Consider the following 19,223-nt stretch of genomic DNA (forward strand, 5'->3'; position numbering starts at 1 on the left):
CGACGGAAAGCCAAATCCGCCCGGCTTTGCGCGCTTAAGATCGAGGTCTTAAGGGCGCAAAACCGGGCGGATTCTGGAAGTTCGGGCTGGAACGCAGGCGGGGCAGCCGAAACCACCCGCCTGACTACTTCACCTTCACGTTGCCAACCATTTCGGGGTGGATCGAGCAGATGTAGCGGAAGTCACCCGCGTCCTTGAACACGTGCGTGTAGCTGCCGTCGTAGACGAGATCGCTCACAAAACTGCCGTCATCGGAGACCACATCGTGCTGGTTTGTGCCCTCAAAGACCCACCGGACAGCCTGGCCCTTTTCGATCTCCACGTCAGCCGGCTCAAACTTGTTGTCGACCGCGCGCACCGTAACAACCGGCTTCGCGCTCTCATCTGACGGCACGACTTCAGGCTTGCCCGAGGCACACCCTGAAAGACCAACGATCAGCCCCAGAGCCATAAGCCCTGCGATCCCGCCGCGGATCCCGCGCCGTGAAGCCGTGCGCGCTCGTTCGCTCAACATCATTTGTTCCTCTTCTCTCGCGGCCGACGCACCCTTCGGGCACACCGGTTTCACTCGACCGATTGAGACGGTCGATCCCACCCGCGCCTACGCTCTCGTGCAGTGCAACGCACGCGTCGCACCAGCATTAATGTTGATGCAACGCACGCGCCGCATCAGTAATCGCGCCAGTCATTGACGGGTAGACCGCAAACGCCGACGCAACCTGGTCGACTGTCAGCCGGTGCTCTACGGCGAGCGCTAGCGGAAAAATGAGTTCACTCGCGCGGTGCGCAACAATCACGCCGCCGATCACGGTGCCGGATGCTTTCCATGCGAACAACTTCACGAAACCGTCGGTGAAACCGATCATCTTCGCGCGCGGATTCAAGCTGAGTGGGATCGTGTGCTCAATCGCCTGAGCCACGTCGCGAGCCTCGGCGAGGCTGCTCGCATTCCACCCGACCGTCGCGATTTCGGGGTACGTGAAGACGTTGGCCGCAACGTTGCGCAGGTCAATCGGTCGCACGAAGTCGCCGAGCGCGTGCATGATCGCGGTGCGCCCCTGCATCGCAGCAACCGAGGCGAGCGGATAGAAATCGGTGCAGTCACCCGCCGCATAAATCGAAGGGATCGCAGTGCGCGCCACCTTGTTCACGCGAATGTGCCCACTCTCGGTGAGCTGCACACCGGCCTCTTCGAGCCCAAGATTCGCCGTGTTCGGGATCGAGCCCACCGCCATGAGGCAGTGCGATCCCTCGACAGTGCGGCCGTCTTCCAGGGCCACGACAACGCCGTTCTCCGTGCGGGTGACCGACTCGGCGCGGGACTTCGACATCACGTTCATGCCGAGCCGCGCGAACTCGCGCTCAATAACGGCAGCGGCGTCGGGATCCTCACCCGGCAGCACCTGGTCACGGCTCGACACGAGCGTAACCTCCGCACCGAGGGTGCGGTAAGCGTTCGCGAACTCCGCGCCAGTCACACCCGAGCCCACCACAACGAGGTGCTCCGGGATCGCGGGCAGATCATAGAGCTGTTTCCAGTTCAGGATCCGCTCACCGTCTGGCTTTGCCGAGTCGAGTTCACGAGGGCTCGCACCCACGGCCAGCACAATCGTGTCGGCCTCGATGCGATCAAAGTCGGTGCCGCCGGATCCGGCGGAGGTTGAAACCAGCACGGCGCCGACGCCGTCGAGGCGCCCCTCGCCCTGCACAACGTGCACTCCTGCAGATTCGAGAGTCTGCAACATGTCGACCGACTGGGCTCCAGCCATCGCCATGAGTCGCTTGTTGACCGCAGCGAGGTTGACGGCAATCTCGGGGCGCACAGGCTTGCCGTCTCCCCCGGGAACAAACGCTTGCACACCAAGCCGCCCAGAGTCACGAACCGCCTGCACGGCACCCGCCGTGCCAATCAGGCTCTTCGAGGGCACAACGTCAGTGAGCACCGCTGCTCCGCCGACACCGGCCCGCTCGATCAGCGTGACATCGGCTCCCTGCTGGGCGCCGGCGAGAGCCGCCTCGTAGCCGCCAGGGCCACCTCCGAGCACAACGATCCGATGCTTGCGTTCATGCGATTTGGCCATGACTCCAAGCTTACGCTGCTATACCTACTTGAGTCCCTTCGCGTTGTAGCGGTAGAGGAACGCCGCCATCGCTTCTCGCGAAACGGCATTCGACGGTCCAAAAGTTCCGTCTGCATTACCCGTGGTAATTCCGACGGACTTAAGCCAGGCGATCTGCTTGTAGAACTTATGAGTCTTCGGAACATCAGAGAATGGCGCGGCAGTAGGGGTAAAGGTTGGACTACCCGCGTATCGGTACAAGAACGCAGCCATCGCCTCTCGCGAAACAGCATCTTTAGGCTTAAATGTGCCGTCCGCATTACCCGTGGTGATCTTTTCGCTACTCATCCACATGATGTAGGTGTAAAAGCGTTGAGATTTAGGGACATCGGAGAACGTCTTGGCGGTTGCGGGTACCTTGAAGTTCCTGACTTTTCTCATCCGGAACAGGAATGCCGACATGGCTTCTCGTGAAATTGATTCCCCTGGCCTAAAAGAACCATCTGCGTATCCACTAGAGATCTTCCGATTCACAAGCCACATTATTTCCTTGCGGAACTTGTGGCTCGTTGGGACGTCGTAACCAACCGTCGTTGTACGCCATTCAGAGGCGACGGTCGATGTCTCCTCAATCATTCTCGCCGCGTTAGACTGCCAAGTGTTTCCTGAGACAAAATTCGGGTAACCTCTGAAGGTCTTCCATGGGCTCGCAAATTGTTGGGACTCTGCGCACGGGGTATTCCAATTGCACTGATAAGACATGATGTCCCGTGCGGCACCGGGAACCGCATACCCGTGTATGTACCCCTCGTCGCCATAAGTAACATTGGAATGATCAGGGTCATGATTCGCCCCGAGATTGTGACCTACTTCATGGGCAAAGGCGAAGTGCGGACATTGCACCCCGCCCCTAATGGCGTCCTGTGTAGCGACAACATTGAAACCATAACTGGCATCATAGGCAAGCTGGCCAATGTTCTTATTGTACTTTCCTTGCCCGGCCCTCCAAGCCACCCCGCAGGTGTAGGAATAGTTGTCCTTGGTTGACGAGGTTGGCACAATCATCGAAACAATGTCAGCACCGAGTTCGTTTCGTCGGCTGTGAACATTGGCAAAAACACCTTTGCCCCTATCAAGGGCTTTAAGATCCTCCCCCATATCCCACAGATTTTGGGAAAAGCTCACACCCATTGCCCCCAATAGGCGCAATCGAGTCCTAATACCGGAGTATTCGAACGCAGCGTTGGCTTCGCCAATTAGACCCCTCATCTGACCCTCTGCCACCGCGGCTCCGCCAATCCCGTTTGCCGCTACGGCCAGTACCGTAACTTCGTAGTTTGGCGCCTTCGCTGCTTTGTAAGCTGCAGAGCCAGGCACTAAGGGCACGCCATTATCTTCATACTCCGGGGCATCCAACTCTAGTTCCCCATCCTTCGGTGGGGCATCGTCATCAACAAACGTGCGTTCCACGCCAGGTGTATTCGATGAAACTTCATCTATTTGGTAGAGCGTTTCTCCCGTTGCTTCAACACGAATGCTGTCTTCTCCTGTCGAGTTGATACTCGCGGAAAGCTGATATTCGCCCGCGTCGTCTGGAGAGAACACGAAGGATGCGAGTGAAGTATTCCCACCCCCTACACTTTCATCACCTAGCACTTCGACGACTGGCTGTGAGCCTCCATCCAGCGGAGCCATCACCGCGACCTCTCGAATGTTGATATGCCGAATCTCGCCATCAAAGGCTTGAAAGTCAAAGCTTTCTGCAGATGAGACCACCGTGCGTTCAGCTAGATCGCCTGATTTCAAATCGCTTTCGGCAACTAGCGCGTGAAGCGCAGCACCTGCATCAAAATCAACAAGTCGAGAACGCTGGGCTTCACCGGATAGATTCTGCCCTTCGCTATTCATTCCCGCAGTTGGGCTCTCGTCCAAGAACCACGTTTCGTCCGAAGGTTCAGTAATCTGAATTGAATCTTTTGACCCCGAATCGCCGCTACTATCATCCACCTCTGGACCCTCAAGGGGCGATTCTGCTTGTGTTTTCTCGCTACCAGTCGAATCCTCGGCTGCCGAGTCAGAAGAATCTTCCGCATTTGCTGGATTCGGCACGGCAAATCCTGATAATCCAATCATCAACGGCACAAAGAGAAAGAATGTGATCGATCTTTGTCTAGGATGACAAAACTTTGAAGTCATTCTTCAAATTTAATGAATTTATTTATATATTGTCAAACTCACTTGCTTAGATGCATTTTCCCCTGTTAGCTTTGGCAACTATGAGCGCATCCTCAATTTTCAGTCTTCCAGCGGTTGCCGCAATCGTCTTCGCCGCCACTGGATTACTACCTGCTTCAGAACTACCCGAATCTCCCCTTCCTAATACTGAGGTGTCGGGCGAAAGTCCTTTGGAACAGAAAACCTTCAGCGTTCCCGAAACTGATTCAGGCGAGCGTCACGTATCTCCTGATGGTTCTAAGCTCGACTCCGTCGGTCCAGATTCACAAGTCATGGCCGAAGCCCCGTTGCTCGCAGTGCCAGGCGTAGCGCTCTCCGCTGGTTTCACCATCGCCCCGAACTCCACAAGCCCGGGGGGCACCGTGCAAATCAGCGGATCCTGCGGTGAGAGCTCAAGCCCACCAGACAGCATCAATGCAGACTTTTCCCACCAGACACTGACGAATGACACAGACGGAGAAACCTACTTTTCTTTCGATCTACCGGTCGGTTCAGATGGGTACGTGGCACACTCGATTCACATTCCGTTGACAGCGAGTGCTGGAGAGTACACCGTCAGGTATAGCTGCTTCTACGACGACACTGGTATGAAAATTCCCGGCGCGAATTTCACAATACTTGGTTCGGAAACCCCGCCCCCCACGGAGGCGCCTCGCTCTACAGCCCAACCGACCCCAGCGCAGAAGCCCGAGGAACTCGCAAAAACGGGAAATCAACCGCGGCAAACCGGCACCATCTTGGCGACGGTTTTAGCTCTGGCGGGATCCTTGTTACTTACCCGCGCGGCCGCACTCAGGAAGCGCGCACACGTTTAATCAGAAGAACCGAAGCAGTCCCGCGCGCAGTTCGGGTCGCAGAAGCGGGGCAACCGCTTTTTCAGGCGACGATCGAAACTGCGCCAGTATCCCTGCATGACCACGTTCTCGCGGCACCCCGTCCAGAGGTGAAAGTTGCGATCCACGCCGCTGTCTGGCCACAACCACTCGTCGAACCAGGCGTCGACGGCGGTCTCCAAGGCGACTCCCGGATCCTGCTCAACAGTGGCGCGTGATCCCGCACACAACCAGGTTGCCGCGACGTTTACCGGCAGAGGCAGCGGCTCGATCTGGGCCTTATCGGAGGCTTCAATGAAGACCTGCCCGTAGGCGGTCTCGGGCAGGTTCTGCAGCCACTCGCGAATCTCATCAAGATCGCCCGCGTCACCCGCGGCGAGTACGCAATCGAGTCCGTCAGGGTCGACGACAGAGGTGACCTCTGAACCGTCTGAATCGAATGCCTGCACACCTCTATATTAGGGCATCCTAAGTTACATCGGGTGAACTCTCGGCATTCGGTCAGTGTCGCTGTTTGCGGGCCCGCTCGGCGCCAAAATGTTTGCTCAGGCCGCACCGCAAGCACAGTCGCAAACCGCAACGTACCTGACCCGGCATTTGAAACGACGTAAGATCGACAATCAGAACTCCACGCAATACCCATTAACGCCGATGTTGGAAGGACAGTCGTCAATGACGAGGATCGACTCCGCTCACGAAACACTTACAGAGGAATTTCGGGGTACCGGTTCGATTTCCGACGACATCGCGGAGCCTCGCGCGACGCAAGCCGACCCGGGCAGTGTTCTCGAACGGGATCCCGGAATGCCGTCGAGCACCTGGCGCCTCCGCAGCGATGCCTGGGAGTATCTGCGATTCGGCGTGAAGCGTCTCGCGCTCGGCAACGACGACACCGACACGCTCACCCCAGACAGTGAGATCTACCGCTCGCTGCGCTCGCTCGAGACCATCGAGATGTACTGGGCCGGCTTCGGTCAGCGATATGTGACCGGGATTACAGACCTGCTCGAAACCGGCGACTACGTCACCGCACTCGACCGCATCGGTCGAGTCGTCAACCGCCTGCGCGGCGACACGGTTCCCGAGGACCCCCGCGAAGAGTTCATTGACGAACTCGATCGCCTGGAGACCAGCGGCGACGGCGATCCTCGCCCCCGCTTCGAGGTGCTCGTGGTCGACGAGACCACAGCGGCCGACCGCGACACGATGCGCGCGGAGGCTCTACGCCTGCGTAATCCGGCCGACGACTTTATCTACGAGTACGTCATCGTCCCCTCCGCCGACGATGCTGTTGCCGCCATTCTCACCAACCCCAACATTCTCGCCTGCGTCGTGCGCCCAGGCTTCAGCGACCGCACTCGACAGAGCCTCAGCAAAGACCTCAAAGAGGCCATCGGTCTCGCCCGCACCGACTCAGAGAACACCAACACGATTGCTCCAGCGCGCAGTTCCCTCGCTTCGGTGCAGCGGGTGCTGGGGATCGCCGACACACTCGCCGCGATCCGCCCCGAGCTCGATCTCTATCTCATGGCGGGCGCACACATCGAAGAGCTCGCCGGGGCACTGACCCGCCGCTTCCGTCGTGTGTTCAGGCGCGAGGATCAGCTGGAGCTTCACCTCACGCTCCTTCGCCGTGTCTCTCACCTCTACGACACCCCGTTTTTCAGCGCGATTCAGGATCACGCACGGCGCCCCGTCGGGGTCTTCCATGCACTGCCGGTGGCGCGTGGTGGCTCCGTAGTATCGTCCAAATGGATCAAGGATCTCGAGACGTTTTACGGCCTGAACCTGTTGCTCGCCGAAACCTCGGCAACCTCGGGCGGGCTCGATTCACTGCTCGCACCGGTCGGCACCATCAAGAAGGCTCAGGATCTTGCCGCGCGTGCATACGGTGCAAAGCACACGTTCTTCGTGACGAACGGCACGTCAACCGCCAACAAGATTGTGCACCAGGCGCTGGTCGCGCCGAACGACGTGGTGATGGTTGACCGCAACTGCCACAAGTCCCACCACCACGCGGTGATGCTCACAGGAGCAAGGCCCGCCTACCTCGAGGCCTACCCGCTGAACGATTTCGCCTTCTATGGCGCAGTTCCAATCAACCGCATCAAACAGATGCTGCTCGATTACCGTGCGGCGGGCCGCCTCGACGAGGTGCGAATGATCACCCTCACCAACTGCACGTTCGACGGGATTGTCTACGATCCCGAGCGCGTGATGGCCGAGTGCCTCGCGATTAAACCCGACCTCGTGTTCCTCTGGGACGAAGCGTGGTTTGCGTTCGCGGCGTTCCACCCGGTCACCCGCCGCCGCACCGCAATGTCGGCGGCTAAGCGCCTGGAAGATCGCCTGAAGAGTTCCACGCACGCAGCCGCGTACCGCGAACAGCAGTCGCGGTTGTTCAAGACTGACGGCGATCCTGCCCCCGATTCGGCTTGGTTGTCCGAGCGGCTGATCCCCTCGCCCGATGCGCACATTCGCGTTTACGCAACGCAGTCGACGCACAAGACGCTCACTGCGCTCCGTCAGGGCTCAATGATCCACGTCTATGACCAGGACTGGGTGCGTGAGGCTGAAGAGTCGTTCCACGAGGCGTACATGACCCACACCTCGACCTCACCGAACTACCAGATCCTCTCTTCGCTCGACATCGGCCGCCGCCAGGTGGAGCTCGAGGGCTTCGAGCTTGTGCAGCGCCAGCTCGATCTCGCGACGAGCCTCGCCCAGGCGATCGCACGTCACCCGCTGCTGAGGCGCACGTTCCGCGTGCTCACGGCGCACGATCTGATCCCCGCGGAGCACCGCGAGGTTGGCCGCCCGATGCCGCTGCGCGACGGGCTGACGAGCATGTGGCAGGCGTGGGCCAACGACGAGTTTGTAGTTGATCCGTCGCGCATCACGATCGAGATCAGCCGCACCGGCGTTGACGGTGACACGTTCAAGCACGAGCACTTGATGGACCGTTACGGCATCCAAGTCAACAAAACCAGCCGTAACACGGTGCTGTTCATGACAAACATCGGCACCTCGCGCAGCGCGGTCGCGTACCTCATCGAGGTGCTCGTCAAGCTCGCTGATCGTTTTGAAGAGGAGCAGGCGCAGCGTGATCCCGAGCTGCCCGGCGACCTATCAGTGCCTTCTCCTCCCCTGCCAGACTTCAGCGCGTTTGCGCCGGGCTACGCGACCGACGCTGTGTTGCCGGACGGCGACCTGCGGGCGGCGTTCTTCAACGGGCAGCGGCGCGGCACGGTCGAGCACGTCTCCCCCGAAGCGCTGCGCGAGCGGGTGCGCACCGGCGAAAAGCCGGTCTCGGCCGGCTTCGTGACGCCGTATCCTCCGGGATTCCCGGTGCTGGTTCCGGGTCAGGTCATCACGTCGGAGGTGCTCGACTTTTTGGCGGCGCTAGATACCCGTGAGATCCACGGCTTCGACGCCCGCCGCGGGTATCGGGTGCTGCGGGGGTAGACACTTGCAACCCGAGTGGACAAATTGCGAGAGAAGCTTCAACTTAGCTAGAAAGTTGCGCGATTGACAAAAGTGGAGCCAACCACCGAGAGCTATTCAAAGCCATTGAACGGGAGAAAGCTCTTTAAGCTTCTGAGCGCAAGCAAAACAAGAATTGCGTCAAGTACAGCTCGCACACGATGCTCTGCACATCCTCCATCGATCTCTGGAATCCCGGCTATTACACCCGAAGAGGGGAAGTCAGCCTTTAAACTCGGTTCGATCATTGTGCCCTTGGTTTTTACGGTATTCAGTGCACAATTCATATTGATGTCAGACAAGGAATTGGGGTCAATTGGAAAATTATTTAACCCCGAAAAGATTTTTCTGAGCACAGATTTTATTACAACAACACAATTCTCACTTGCGGTTTTGATATGGACAATACTTATTTTCACAGCGCTTCTGAACAAGGGTCGTCAGCAATACCTTGTCCGTTATCGGCTCCGCGCTCCGATTCTTGCTCTCCTCGCGATCATGAACATCATGACGGTCCTCTGCATAGCCGCACTTTTTATCGACTGGAACAATTCAGATGGAGAGTCGCATTCAGAATCAGTCATTCTCACACTGGTCGTCATACTGATCACGATCACGACAATGGCTGCGGCTTGGAGCATTGAGTTTAAGAACTCAGCCCTCACTGGCACTTTTACGCAGGCCAAACATCTTTGGTTGAAATCGCACGGTCGCTATATTTCACAAAGCATCAACAAGAAAAGAAGAAAGCTGCCTCTCGCCGTTCAGAACCAAGCGCGAGATGTACAGAGAAGCGTTGGTTTTTCACGATTTAAGTCGTCCCTCTACGCAACTATCAGTTTTGGGAGTTTGGTCGCACTCCTAAGTGGCCTAGAAGACGATGGAACAAATACGTCGCCTGGAGAAGTCGCCGCCATCCAGTGGGAAGCACCGCCCGCTTGGATACTCATTTTGTTATTCGTCTTGACAGGACTACTTTTTTTCGGGATCTCCTACACTCCCATACTTGGATCTCAACTAATCAGGTTACTTCGGAAGTGGCTCAAGAAATCACCTGGAAGTGTCGACAAGAAGGAAGTTACCAGTTTTCCCACCACGAGTGTTGTTTGCGTGTATATGGGCTTCCTCCCTCTCTTCCTCTTTGTTCCAGCCTCTACAGCATTCCCCAGCCTCTTTTCAACGCTAGCCCTTCTCACGTTTGCTTGGGTTGTTGTAACTACTGTCTTCTTCTACGGATTCGTCTTAACTTTTGATCCAACGGTTTACGACCTTAGGAAAACAGTAAATTCAAGCAGGAAATCTGAGCTGAGTCAGAGACCTCCGAAGAAGCGAGCCCCTCGCACCAAGGCATTGAACTTCTGGTTGCAATTTCTTTACGCTGAAGCGGATATCAAATGGGGCCTTCGCAGCAGAGAACTCCGTCGACTACGTGAACGATTTTGCCTAAGCCAACAGATGTTCGAGCCGAAAAAAAGCCACTGTCCAATCAGCGGAAGACAATTCTCCGGCGGACAACCGCCCCAAACCGCAGGAGAAGCCACTATCATCCAGCGGGATTACGCTCCCCAGAAAACCAGCCAGGACTTACAACGTGGCAGTTTGTTCGTGAAATTTTCCCACAAAAGCCCCTGAGCACATGACTCGCCCAACTCCTCCGCGACGAAACTCAGACGCTAGAGTTGCTGCTCAACCCAAGAACGATTCTGTAGCGCCAGCCCGAAGTGTGCCGCCGCTTTGGCAAGCTCTTCATCAAAGGTTGCGAGTTGAGATCCTGTGGCGAGCGCGGCATCAAGCACGCAGCAGTCGGGCATTTTGAGACCAGTGCTTACTCGGATTTCCGCAAGACGAAGGCCAGAACCCTCAATGGGTGCCCATTCCTCGACCCCCATAGCTAATAGCTCACGCTCTTTAAGTTCACCCGAGCCGCGACGCACTGGCCCGACCAGTACCTCAGCCTTTGTGAGAGGGTGCAGCAGCAAGTGTTCGTCTAGGCAGGCCATCAAAACCTCTCGGGCCCTCAGATGGTGCACATCGTTCGCGTTTCCGAGCGCAATCAGCACACTCGCGTCAAGCACGATCACTCGGGCCAGTCCTCTCGAAGCCGTTCAAGGTAGCCTGCTTCGTACACGCCTGTCAGGCTTCCAGCGAAGGCTTCCAGCGCAGCCTCGCGTCGTTTGGCCTCGGCGCTTCGCAACTGCAGCCGCTCCTCTTCGATCGAGTGCGCCCCTCTAATGAGCAGCTCTCTCACCCGCTCCGAGTTTCTCAGATCGGGCCACGTCAAACGAGCGACCTCAAGCGCCCGAGCAACCTCGGGCGTTTCAGTCACTTGGAATCTTGGCAGTGTGGTGGGCATACTGAAAGTGTACCACCGGGGCTACAAGTGCAACACTCTGAATTGCACCCTAAACTATCCGCATGACTGAATCGCAGGATCCGCGCGCGCTCGCCCAACAGGCCGCAGACACAATCGCCGAGTTGACCGGGGTCGAGCGGCACGACATCGCGCTGACGCTCGGCAGCGGCTGGGGCAAGGCGGCCGACGTGATCGGCGAGACCGTCGCCGTGGTGCCCGCCGAGCAGGTGCCCGGGTTCCACACGTCGGGTGTGCCGGGTCACTCGGGCACACTGCGCTCGATCCGACTCGCAAACGGCAAACACGCCCTCATCATCGGAGCACGCACCCACCTCTACGAGGGCAAAGGGGTGCGCGCGGTCGTTCACGGTGTGCGCACGGCGGCCGCGGCCGGGGCTGGCATCATGATCCTCACGAACGGCGCGGGCGGAGTCGATCCCGCTTTCCGCGCCGGCGAGGCGGTGCTCATCAGCGATCACCTCAACCTGACCGCAACCTCCCCGCTCGAGGGCGCGAACTTCACCGACCTCACTGATCTCTATACCCCTCGCCTGCGCGACATCGCCCGCTCAGCCGAACCCTCACTGCAGGAGGGTGTCTACGTCCAGCTGCCCGGTCCGCACTATGAGACTCCCGCCGAGATCCACTACCTGCGCACCATCGGCGGACAGATCGTGGGTATGTCGACCACACTCGAGGCGATCGCTGCACGCGAGGCCGGCATGGAGATTCTCGGCTTCTCACTCATCACAAACCCGGCCGCGGGCATGGGCGATCCGCTTAGCCACGAGGAGGTCCTTGAAGAGGGCCGCGCCGCCGAGCCGCACCTCGCGGAACTACTCAAACGGGTGGTTGCCCTGTTGTAATGCAGTGCTGGGCAGCATAGGATCACGCACGTGCTGACCTTCGGAGGTCTGCTGCGCCCGCCCCGATCCGACCTCCGTACCCGCCCCAATCCCAGTTTGCGGGTCAGTTTCTGGTAATAAAGCGCGCTTTTCTACCAGAAACTGACCCCAAAACTGGGGAGGTCGCAGCTCCGAGAACCGTGCCTTCATATAAACATATGAAGGCAATCGATAAAGTGCTGACGTTTTGCGATAGGTCGACGCAATGAGCCCCGCTACGCTCAAGAGCAGCACCCCCGCGTTCCCAAAGGAGAGAAATGCAGTCTGTTGATGTCGTCGTCATCGGAGCCGGGTTCGCCGGGCTCGTCGCCGCCCGCGAGCTGGGTCAGGCTGGGCTGAACGTGCTCACCCTTGAAGCTCGGGATCGCATCGGCGGGCGCACCTGGACCGATCACCGCCTCGGCCACGACCTCGAAATCGGCGCGAACTGGGTGCACTGGGTGCAGCCACACATCTGGGCCGAGATGACACGGTATCAGCGCGGGATCGTGCGCAGCCCGCAGTCTGAAGAGATGTACTGGCGCGGATCCGACGGCAGCCAGCGGTGCGGCACACTCGCCGAGTTCATGGCCCTGATTGATGAGGGCCAGCAGCAGCTCATCGATGACGTACGCACGGCGATCCCTCGCGGTTCAGCCCCAACCGAAGGCGAAATCCGGCAGCTCGACCGGCTCAGCGTGCAGGACCGCTTCGACACACTCAACCTCTCACAAGAAGCCCGCGACGCCAACGAGTCCGTGTGGGTCGGGCACCTCAACGCACCGCTCCACCAGGTCGGGATCTCGAGTGCGCTCCGCTGGGTCGCCGCGACGGGCGGACACTGGCAGTTGATGCACGAGGCATCTGCAACCTACCGGATCGTCGATGGCATGGGCGGGCTCACCACGCTAATCGCAGCAGACGTGCCGGGCGAGATTCGCCTGAACACAACCGTCACCTCGGTCACGCAGACGGAGACCGGCGCGCTCGTGGAGACCACTGATGGCGAGCAGATTCAGGCACGCAAGGTCGTGAACACCCTCCCGGTCAACGCATCAGCGGGGATCCACTTCACTCCTGAGCTGCCAGACGTATGGCTGCGACAGCACGCCGAAACCGTGGCCTCACAGGGCACCAAAGTGTGGATGCGAGTAGAGGGCCACATTCCTCGCTTCTCGGGATACGCGACCCAACACGACCCCTTTTCCGTGCTCAAGGCTGAGTTCTACTGCACCGACGCGGAGGGCAAGGACTACACAATCCTCGTCGGCTTCGGGGGCGATCACTCTCGCGTCGACCTAGAGGATCTCGCAAGTATCCAAGACGCGGTAGATCGTGTGCGCCCCGGACTCACCATCACCGAGGTTGCAGCGCACGACTGGATGACGGATCCTCTCGCCCTCACCACCTGGATGACGCATCGCCCCGGTCAGCTCACGAGAGACCTGACCGAACTGCAGCAGCCGCAGGGTGCTGTGCACTTCGCGACCACCGACAATGCCAACCTCTGGGGTGGCTTCATCGATGGCGCGATTGAGAGTGGCCTGCGTGAGTCACACAGGGTTCTTGAGGAGCTCCGCCCGCACTAAACAGCGGCATCCACGAAGCCCTGCCGCCGAAAGCGCAACTCAGTGCCGAGGTTGCGGTTCTGAACCGCACTCTCGACGCTGAGATGCAACCTCGGCGCTGAAGCACAACTCAGAACGGCGTGGGCCCGGCGAAAACCGGGGGCCGCTCGATCACCCCTCGAAAATTACGCGCCCATCAACCACGGTGAGGCGAATCGGCACCTCGGGCAGCTCGTCGGCGCTTGCCACAACAGGATCAGCGCCCCACACGGTCAGATCCGCAACCGCATCGACCGCGATCACGCCGCGGTCCTCGTGTCCGCGAGCCTGCGCTGGCCACAGCGTGTAGGCGAGCAGCGCTTCTTCGCCGGTGAGCTGCTGCTCGGGCTCAAACACGTGCGCTGCGGGATCGCCAGGAGTGTGTCGTCCGCGGGCCCAAGCCATGCCGAGTCGAGGGTCGTACTGCGCCACGGGCCAGTCCGAACCGAGCGTGACCCGCACACCGGCGTCAAGCACACTGCGCACCCGATACCCGGTCGCGTCGCGACCCTCACCAAGGCGCACGGCCCAGTTGTCGCTGTTGTCGGCAGCGCGCCACTGCATGTGCAGCGGCTGCATGGAAGCGGTGATGCCAGATCCGCGCAGTGCCTCAACGTCTTCATCGGCCAGCACTTCAAGGTGCTCGATCGAATGGAACGGCTGCCCCTCGCGAGGCGGCAATGTGGCGTACACCTCAAGCACACGGCTCACGGCGTAGTCACCAACCGCGTGCGTCGCGATCAGCATGCCCGCGTCGTGGTACGCGCGAACCACCTCGCCGTAGCGGCTCCAGTCGGGCCAGAACGCCGCTCGACCGTCGCCGCAGGCGTCAACCGTGTGCAACCAGGCCGTGCCGGTGTCGATCACACCGTCACTGAACAGTTTAATTGCGCCGGTTTGCCACAGGCGACCGTGTCGATCCTTGTTCGCGATGACCCGCGCGACCGCGGCATCATCGTCGCCAACCGCGTGCCAGTGGTGCACGGTGACGCGGTGATCCAGCCCACCCCGCTCTTCAAGTTCGCCGAGCAGTTCGACCGTGCGATCCTTACCGTCCATAATGGCGCCGCCGGTGAGCCCGGTGGCGGCAAGCGTGCGGAACATGTCGCGCAGCAGTTCGCGCTCTTCTTCGGGACCCGAGGCTGGTGCCGCGTCGAACACCAGCTGGTACGCGCTGGGCTCACGCAGTTCACCCGTGGGGGCTCCGGAGGCATCAACCACGATCTCGCTGGCGTCGTCGAAGTCGCGCGCCCCGGTGATGCCCGCTGCGGCGAGCGCGGGAGCGGTCGCGAGACCCGTGTGTAGGTCGTAGCAGATGAGCGCAACGGGACGCCCTGGCGCAGCGTCTTCGAGCAGCGAGCCCAGCAGGCCGGTCTCTTCGAAGGGTTCGTACTCGAGGTTCCAACCGCGCACCCAGGCCCCCTCGGGCAGTCGGGCATGCTCGGCGGCAATTGCGGCACGAAGCTCCTCGACGGTTTCCAGGCCACCCAGGTCGATGCCACGGGTGATTTCTGAGGCCCAGTGCGGGTGGGTGTGCGAATCGAACAGGCCCGGGGTCACTGTCGCTCCGGCCACGTCGCGGCTCGGGATCCCCTCCGCCTCAGCAGCCGCACGCACCTCGGCGTCGCCGCCAATCAACACGATCTTGCCGTCGCGCACGAGGATCGCGGTTGCGTCCGCGTGATCCGCCGTGTTGGTGCGCAGCTCTGCGCCAATGATCGCGATGTTTCCGCCCTGAACCATGCTGAATTGTTCCCCTAGTCGTTGATGATTGTGTAGTGCTTGCGCAGTGGTTCGTGGACCCGCCAGACACCCTTCCACCCCGAGGGTGTCACGAAGACGTCACCGGGGCCAAACTCCTCAGGCTCTTGACCATCCACTTCAAGCGTGACGCGACCCGAGAGGATCGTGCAGACCTCGGAGTAGCCGATGCGCTCGGCGGTGAAGGCGCCCGCGGTGCACTCCCAGAGTCCGGTGTCGATGCGGTCATTCGCCCACATCGGCAGGGAGGCCTCGGTGAGATTGCCGTCCGTGGCGGTGGCCTTTGGCGAGTGCTCGCCAAGGTCAACGGCTGCGGTGTTGTGAATGGCGTGGGTAAGGATCGTGCTCATGGTGAACTCCTTTGTTCGAGGGTTGGTAACACTAGCCCCGGCCCGTCACCACGTCGGCGATGTGGGCAATGGGTGAGGTCTTCGCCCGGCCGGCGAGCTCGGAGTGGTCGGCGATGCCGTAGGCCGCATATAGACCCTTGGTCGCGATCCAGCGCAGCGGCTCGGGCTCCCACTTGCGCACGCGGTGGTTCACCCACGGCAGCGAAGCGATCTCGGAGTTGTTGCCGAGAATCAGGTCGGTGATCGTGCGGCCGGCGAGGTTTGTCGAGGTGACACCCGTGCCGACGTAACCGCCACCCCAGGCCAATCCCGTCGAGCGGTCAAGCCCGACCGTCGCGGCCCAGTCACGCGGCACACCCAGCACACCCGACCAGACATGGTCGATAGCCGCACCCCGGGTTGCCGGGAAGAAGCGGTGCAGAATCTCGCTCAAGATATCGACGGTCACCTCGGGCGTTTGCCCGTCGGTGTCGGTGCGGGAGCCGTACTTGTAGGGCACGCCGCGCCCGCCGATAGCGATGCGGTCGTCTGCCGTGCGCTGCGCGTACATGTAGACGTGCGCGAAGTCGCCCAGCACCTCACCCTTGTTCCAGTGCAACTCGTCCCAGACGGAGGCGGGCAGCGGCTCGGTCGCGATCAGCGACGAGTTCATCGGCAGCCACAGCCGGTGCAGCCCCTTGAGGTTGGCGGTAAAGCCCTCGGTGGCGCGCACGATGTACTCGGCCGACACGGTACCGTGTGTCGTTCGCACGAGATGCGGCGAAATCTCGACGGCGCGAGTGCGCTCATAGATCTCAACGCCGAGGCGCTCGCAGGCCTCGGCAAGTCCCCTGGCGAGTTTCGCGGGCTGGATCCTGGCGGAGTGCGGGTGCCACACGGCAGCCCGCGTGTTTGCAACGTTGATCTTCGCCTGCGCCTCTGGCGCCTCAAGCAGTTCGAGATCGGTGTACTGCCAGCTCTGCTCAGATGCGGCGAAGGCCCGGATCCGCGCCTCTTGAGCGGGTGTATAGGCGACGTTGAATTCGCCGCCCTTCTTGATGTCGGCGTCGATCCCCTCGGCCTTGGCGACCCTGATCACTTCTTCGACGGTCTCATTCATCGCCCGCTGAAAACGCTCGGCGGCGTCGCGCCCGTGGGTCTTCACGTACTGCTCGCGCCCGCCGGTGATCGCGTTGGTGAGCCAGCCGCCGTTGCGGCCGGAGGCACCATAACCGACGTGTCGCTGCTCGATCACCACGACTCGCAGCTCGGGCTTTGCCTGCTTGAGGTAGTACGCAGTCCACAGCCCTGTGTACCCCGCTCCCACGATCGCGACGTCTGCGGTCAGGTTGCCCGGCAGTTCGGGGCGAGGATCGGGCGCGCCAATCTCTTCCCACCAGTGCGACACGTTGCCGTTGATCATGTTGCTTCTTTCTCTCTGCGGTCTTGGGTTGGTTCCGGTCTTCCTGCGTGAGCTTGCCGCCCGGTCATCCTGCGCGAGCTTGCGAGTCGCAGGATCACGCCGGAGCGTGCGGACTCTCGTTTGGAGTCGGTGGGCTGTTGATCCACACCACCGACGCGGGCGCATCGGAGGTGTTCAGCACGCGGTGCGGCACCGAGCTCAAGAACTCAATCGAGTCATCGGCGCGCATCGTGTAGCGCTCCTCAGCGAGCTGGAAGACCACCTCACCGCTGGTCACGAGAAACAGCTCCTGTGAGTTGCCGTGAACATAGGCTTCGCTGCCGGTTGATCCACCCGGTTCGAATCGACCCGCGTAAACCTCGAGGTTGCGCAGTGGCGGCAACGACAGCACGTATTTTTCGGCGCCCTCGAGTGGCAGGCTGGGGCGATCCGCCGCGCGCAAGACCCCGCGCGTGTGCACCGAGGTGTCGTCGAGCAGCTGGGCGGGGGTCACTCCCAGAGCGGCTGCGATCTTTCGAAGCGACGCAACACTGGCGTTGGTGTGGCCATTCTCGAGCTGGCTCAGAAAGCTGGAACTCACCCCTGCAGCGGCGGCGAGCGCGCGCAGACTCAGCCCACCCAGTTCACGGAACGAGGCCACACGGCGACCAAGTTCTGTCTCGGCAGAGCTCTCCACGGCATCCTCACCACTGAACACTTTGTTCAGTACACTCGCCCTCACTGTACAGCGCTCGCTCAAGCGCAGCAACACACTGCACCAGATTGCCGCGTAGACTTGTTTCGTTCTGCCACAAGCGGATAGGCCCAACGTCGAGCGCACAGCCCGATCTCGGCTTCGCGCGAGACCTATTCAACCCACCTTGAAAGCTTTCCCGTGTCAGCCACATCTTCTGCCCAAGCGCCAGCCGCACCGCGCAACACTCGATCCCGCGTCATTCTCGCGAGCCTCATCGGCACAACGATCGAGTTCTACGACTTCTATGTCTACGCGACCGCGGCCGTGCTGGTCTTCCCGCACCTCTTTTTCCCGTCCGAGAACGAGACCACCGCGCTGCTCGCCTCGTTCGCGACCTTCGGCGCCGCGATGCTCGCGCGACCGATCGGTGCGGTGTTCTTTGGCCACCTGGGTGACCGTCTCGGCCGCAAGACCACCCTTGTCGCCTCGCTTCTCACCATGGGAATCGCGACCTTCTTAATCGGCGTGCTACCAACTCACGCCATGGTCGGCGCCTGGGCCGCGGCCCTGCTGCTGCTCATGCGCCTCACCCAGGGCTTTGCCATCGGTGGCGAGTGGTCGGGCGCGGCCCTTGTCGCGACAGAGAACGCCCCCGAGGGCAAGCGCGCCTGGTACGGCACGTTCCCGCAGCTCGGCGCACCACTCGGGTTCATCATCGCCAACATGCTGTTTTTTGTGATCAATCACGTGCTGGCAGATCCTGCGGCACCGGGCCAGCCGTCGGCTGCGTTCCTTGAGTGGGGCTGGCGAATCCCGTTCCTGTTCTCGGCAGTCATGGTGATCATCGGACTGTGGGTGCGCCTGAAGCTTGTTGAGTCGAAGGCATTCGAGCAGACCAAGGAACGCGGCGCCGTCAAGCGCGTGCCCATCGCTGAGGCGTTCAAGAGCCACTGGCGCGCACTGATCCTTGGCACCCTCGCCATGCTCGCCACCTACGTGCTCTTCTACCTGATGACCTCGTTCACGCTCACCTACGGCACCCGCCCCGGCGACGCCCCGGTTCCGGGCGCTGGCTACACCTACAACGACTTCATTCTGATGCTCGTGTTCGGTGTGGTGTTCTTTGGTATCTTCACGCTGGTGTCTGGCCCGCTGGCGGATCGCTTCGGCCGTCGCCGCACACTCCTCGTGGTGACCGCGGCCATCGCGCTCTTCGGCCTGCTGTTTGTGCCGATGCTCGCGAGCGGCAGCACCCCGATGGTCATGTTCTTCCTCGCACTCGGCTTCACGCTGATGGGCCTCACGTTCGGCCCGATGGGCGCGTTCTTGCCGGAGATGTTCCCGACGAACATTCGCTACACCGGATCGGCCGTCTCGTACAACGTGTCGTCGATCCTGGGTGCCGCCCTGGCCCCGATCATCGCGGTCTGGTTGTGGACCCTCGCCGACGGCAGCCCAATCTACGTTGGTCTCTACCTGACAGGAGCCGCGCTCGTCACGTTTGTGTCGCTGCTGCTGACGAAGGAGACGAAGAGCGTCGACTTCGAGGAGTAGGCCCGGGGCTGGTTGAGCGAGCAGG

At 60.7% G+C, this 19,223-nt stretch carries 16 protein-coding genes; 6 read left to right on the forward strand and 10 right to left on the reverse strand.

The features are described from left to right. Positions 1-124 precede the first annotated feature (124 nt). The 3 genes from G7068_RS07590 to G7068_RS07600 form a co-directional block, all read right to left on the reverse strand. Entirely contained in the window at positions 125-514 is a 390-nt protein-coding gene (locus G7068_RS07590) for a cupredoxin domain-containing protein (RefSeq protein WP_166290761.1), read from the reverse strand. A gap of 127 nt (positions 515-641) precedes the next feature. Further along, positions 642-2,081, reverse strand: coding sequence for an NAD(P)H-quinone dehydrogenase (locus tag G7068_RS07595; RefSeq protein WP_166290763.1), 1,440 nt, complete (start codon positions 2,079-2,081; stop codon positions 642-644). A gap of 24 nt (positions 2,082-2,105) precedes the next feature. Continuing rightward, complete coding sequence (locus G7068_RS07600; protein ID WP_166290766.1) at positions 2,106-4,256, reverse strand: S-layer homology domain-containing protein; 2,151 nt, start codon at positions 4,254-4,256, stop codon at positions 2,106-2,108. 80 nt (positions 4,257-4,336) lie between these two features. Here G7068_RS07600 and G7068_RS07605 point away from each other — a divergent pair, with 80 nt between their 5' ends. Then, on the forward strand, positions 4,337-5,110 hold the full coding sequence (locus G7068_RS07605; protein ID WP_166290768.1) for a hypothetical protein: 774 nt from the start codon (positions 4,337-4,339) through the stop codon (positions 5,108-5,110). Here the strand turns inward: G7068_RS07605 and G7068_RS07610 are convergent. Further along, on the reverse strand, positions 5,107-5,577 hold the full coding sequence (locus G7068_RS07610) for an SIP domain-containing protein (protein WP_166290771.1): 471 nt from the start codon (positions 5,575-5,577) through the stop codon (positions 5,107-5,109). The genes G7068_RS07605 and G7068_RS07610 overlap by 4 nt on opposite strands. A 355-nt stretch (positions 5,578-5,932) precedes the next feature. On the opposite strand from G7068_RS07610, the gene G7068_RS07615 reads away from it, so the two are divergent. Both G7068_RS07615 and G7068_RS07620 read left to right on the forward strand, forming a co-directional pair. Beyond that, on the forward strand, positions 5,933-8,593 hold the full coding sequence (locus G7068_RS07615) for an aminotransferase class I/II-fold pyridoxal phosphate-dependent enzyme (RefSeq protein WP_244304808.1): 2,661 nt from the start codon (positions 5,933-5,935) through the stop codon (positions 8,591-8,593). 309 nt (positions 8,594-8,902) lie between these two features. Next, positions 8,903-10,243, forward strand: a complete 1,341-nt coding sequence (locus G7068_RS07620; RefSeq protein WP_166290776.1) for a hypothetical protein — start codon at positions 8,903-8,905, stop codon at positions 10,241-10,243. A 41-nt stretch (positions 10,244-10,284) separates the two neighbouring features. Here G7068_RS07620 and G7068_RS07625 read toward each other — a convergent pair whose 3' ends face one another. Both G7068_RS07625 and G7068_RS07630 read right to left on the reverse strand, forming a co-directional pair. Next, complete coding sequence (locus G7068_RS07625) at positions 10,285-10,692, reverse strand: type II toxin-antitoxin system VapC family toxin (RefSeq protein ID WP_166290778.1); 408 nt, start codon at positions 10,690-10,692, stop codon at positions 10,285-10,287. Beyond that, positions 10,689-10,964 carry a hypothetical protein gene (locus tag G7068_RS07630; RefSeq protein WP_166290780.1) on the reverse strand — a complete coding sequence of 92 codons (276 nt, stop codon included), beginning with the start codon at positions 10,962-10,964 and terminating at the stop codon, positions 10,689-10,691. The genes G7068_RS07625 and G7068_RS07630 overlap by 4 nt, the downstream gene beginning before the upstream one ends. 62 nt (positions 10,965-11,026) lie before the next feature. Between G7068_RS07630 and G7068_RS07635 the strand changes: the two genes are divergently transcribed. Together G7068_RS07635 and G7068_RS07640 are read left to right on the forward strand one after the other, a co-directional pair. Beyond that, entirely contained in the window at positions 11,027-11,830 is an 804-nt protein-coding gene (locus G7068_RS07635; RefSeq protein ID WP_166290782.1) for a purine-nucleoside phosphorylase, read from the forward strand. Positions 11,831-12,126: 296 nt separating this feature from the next. Beyond that, positions 12,127-13,437: a flavin monoamine oxidase family protein gene (locus G7068_RS07640; protein ID WP_166290784.1), complete on the forward strand. Its 1,311-nt coding sequence runs from the start codon at positions 12,127-12,129 to the stop codon at positions 13,435-13,437. 150 nt (positions 13,438-13,587) lie between these two features. On the opposite strand, the gene G7068_RS07645 is transcribed toward G7068_RS07640, so the two are convergent. The 4 genes from G7068_RS07645 to G7068_RS07660 form a co-directional block, all read right to left on the reverse strand. Next, positions 13,588-15,198 carry an amidohydrolase gene (locus G7068_RS07645; RefSeq protein WP_166290786.1) on the reverse strand — a complete coding sequence of 537 codons (1,611 nt, stop codon included), beginning with the start codon at positions 15,196-15,198 and terminating at the stop codon, positions 13,588-13,590. Between the two features lie 14 nt (positions 15,199-15,212). Then, on the reverse strand, positions 15,213-15,566 hold the full coding sequence (locus tag G7068_RS07650) for a cupin domain-containing protein (protein ID WP_166290788.1): 354 nt from the start codon (positions 15,564-15,566) through the stop codon (positions 15,213-15,215). Positions 15,567-15,597: 31 nt separating this feature from the next. Then, positions 15,598-16,968: an NAD(P)/FAD-dependent oxidoreductase gene (locus tag G7068_RS07655; RefSeq protein ID WP_166290790.1), complete on the reverse strand. Its 1,371-nt coding sequence runs from the start codon at positions 16,966-16,968 to the stop codon at positions 15,598-15,600. A 94-nt stretch (positions 16,969-17,062) separates the two neighbouring features. Beyond that, the gene (locus G7068_RS07660) at positions 17,063-17,665 is read right to left on the reverse strand and encodes a helix-turn-helix domain-containing protein (protein ID WP_244304780.1); all 603 of its coding nucleotides are present in this window, start codon (positions 17,663-17,665) and stop codon (positions 17,063-17,065) included. A gap of 177 nt (positions 17,666-17,842) precedes the next feature. Here G7068_RS07660 and G7068_RS07665 point away from each other — a divergent pair, with 177 nt between their 5' ends. Continuing rightward, positions 17,843-19,198: an MFS transporter gene (locus tag G7068_RS07665; protein ID WP_166290792.1), complete on the forward strand. Its 1,356-nt coding sequence runs from the start codon at positions 17,843-17,845 to the stop codon at positions 19,196-19,198. The last annotated feature ends 25 nt before the right edge of the window (positions 19,199-19,223 follow it).

The sequence above is a fragment of the Leucobacter viscericola genome, from assembly GCF_011299575.1.
Taxonomy (GTDB): Bacteria; Actinomycetota; Actinomycetes; order Actinomycetales; family Microbacteriaceae; genus Leucobacter; species Leucobacter viscericola.

Excerpts from the sequence above, each read along its gene's own strand:
- G7068_RS07645 (WP_166290786.1), bottom strand. The coding sequence starts at position 15,198 with ATGGTTCAGGGCGGAAACATCGCGATCATTGGCGCAGAGCTGCGCACC.
- G7068_RS07630 (WP_166290780.1), bottom strand. The coding sequence starts at position 10,964 with ATGCCCACCACACTGCCAAGATTCCAAGTGACTGAAACGCCCGAGGTT.
- G7068_RS07595 (WP_166290763.1), bottom strand. The coding sequence starts at position 2,081 with ATGGCCAAATCGCATGAACGCAAGCATCGGATCGTTGTGCTCGGAGGT.
- G7068_RS07655 (WP_166290790.1), bottom strand. The coding sequence starts at position 16,968 with ATGATCAACGGCAACGTGTCGCACTGGTGGGAAGAGATTGGCGCGCCC.
- G7068_RS07620 (WP_166290776.1), top strand. The coding sequence starts at position 8,903 with ATGTCAGACAAGGAATTGGGGTCAATTGGAAAATTATTTAACCCCGAA.
- G7068_RS07615 (WP_244304808.1), top strand. The coding sequence starts at position 5,933 with ATGCCGTCGAGCACCTGGCGCCTCCGCAGCGATGCCTGGGAGTATCTG.
- G7068_RS07590 (WP_166290761.1), bottom strand. The coding sequence starts at position 514 with ATGTTGAGCGAACGAGCGCGCACGGCTTCACGGCGCGGGATCCGCGGC.
- G7068_RS07600 (WP_166290766.1), bottom strand. The coding sequence starts at position 4,256 with ATGACTTCAAAGTTTTGTCATCCTAGACAAAGATCGATCACATTCTTT.
- G7068_RS07605 (WP_166290768.1), top strand. The coding sequence starts at position 4,337 with ATGAGCGCATCCTCAATTTTCAGTCTTCCAGCGGTTGCCGCAATCGTC.
- G7068_RS07640 (WP_166290784.1), top strand. The coding sequence starts at position 12,127 with ATGCAGTCTGTTGATGTCGTCGTCATCGGAGCCGGGTTCGCCGGGCTC.
- G7068_RS07635 (WP_166290782.1), top strand. The coding sequence starts at position 11,027 with ATGACTGAATCGCAGGATCCGCGCGCGCTCGCCCAACAGGCCGCAGAC.
- G7068_RS07650 (WP_166290788.1), bottom strand. The coding sequence starts at position 15,566 with ATGAGCACGATCCTTACCCACGCCATTCACAACACCGCAGCCGTTGAC.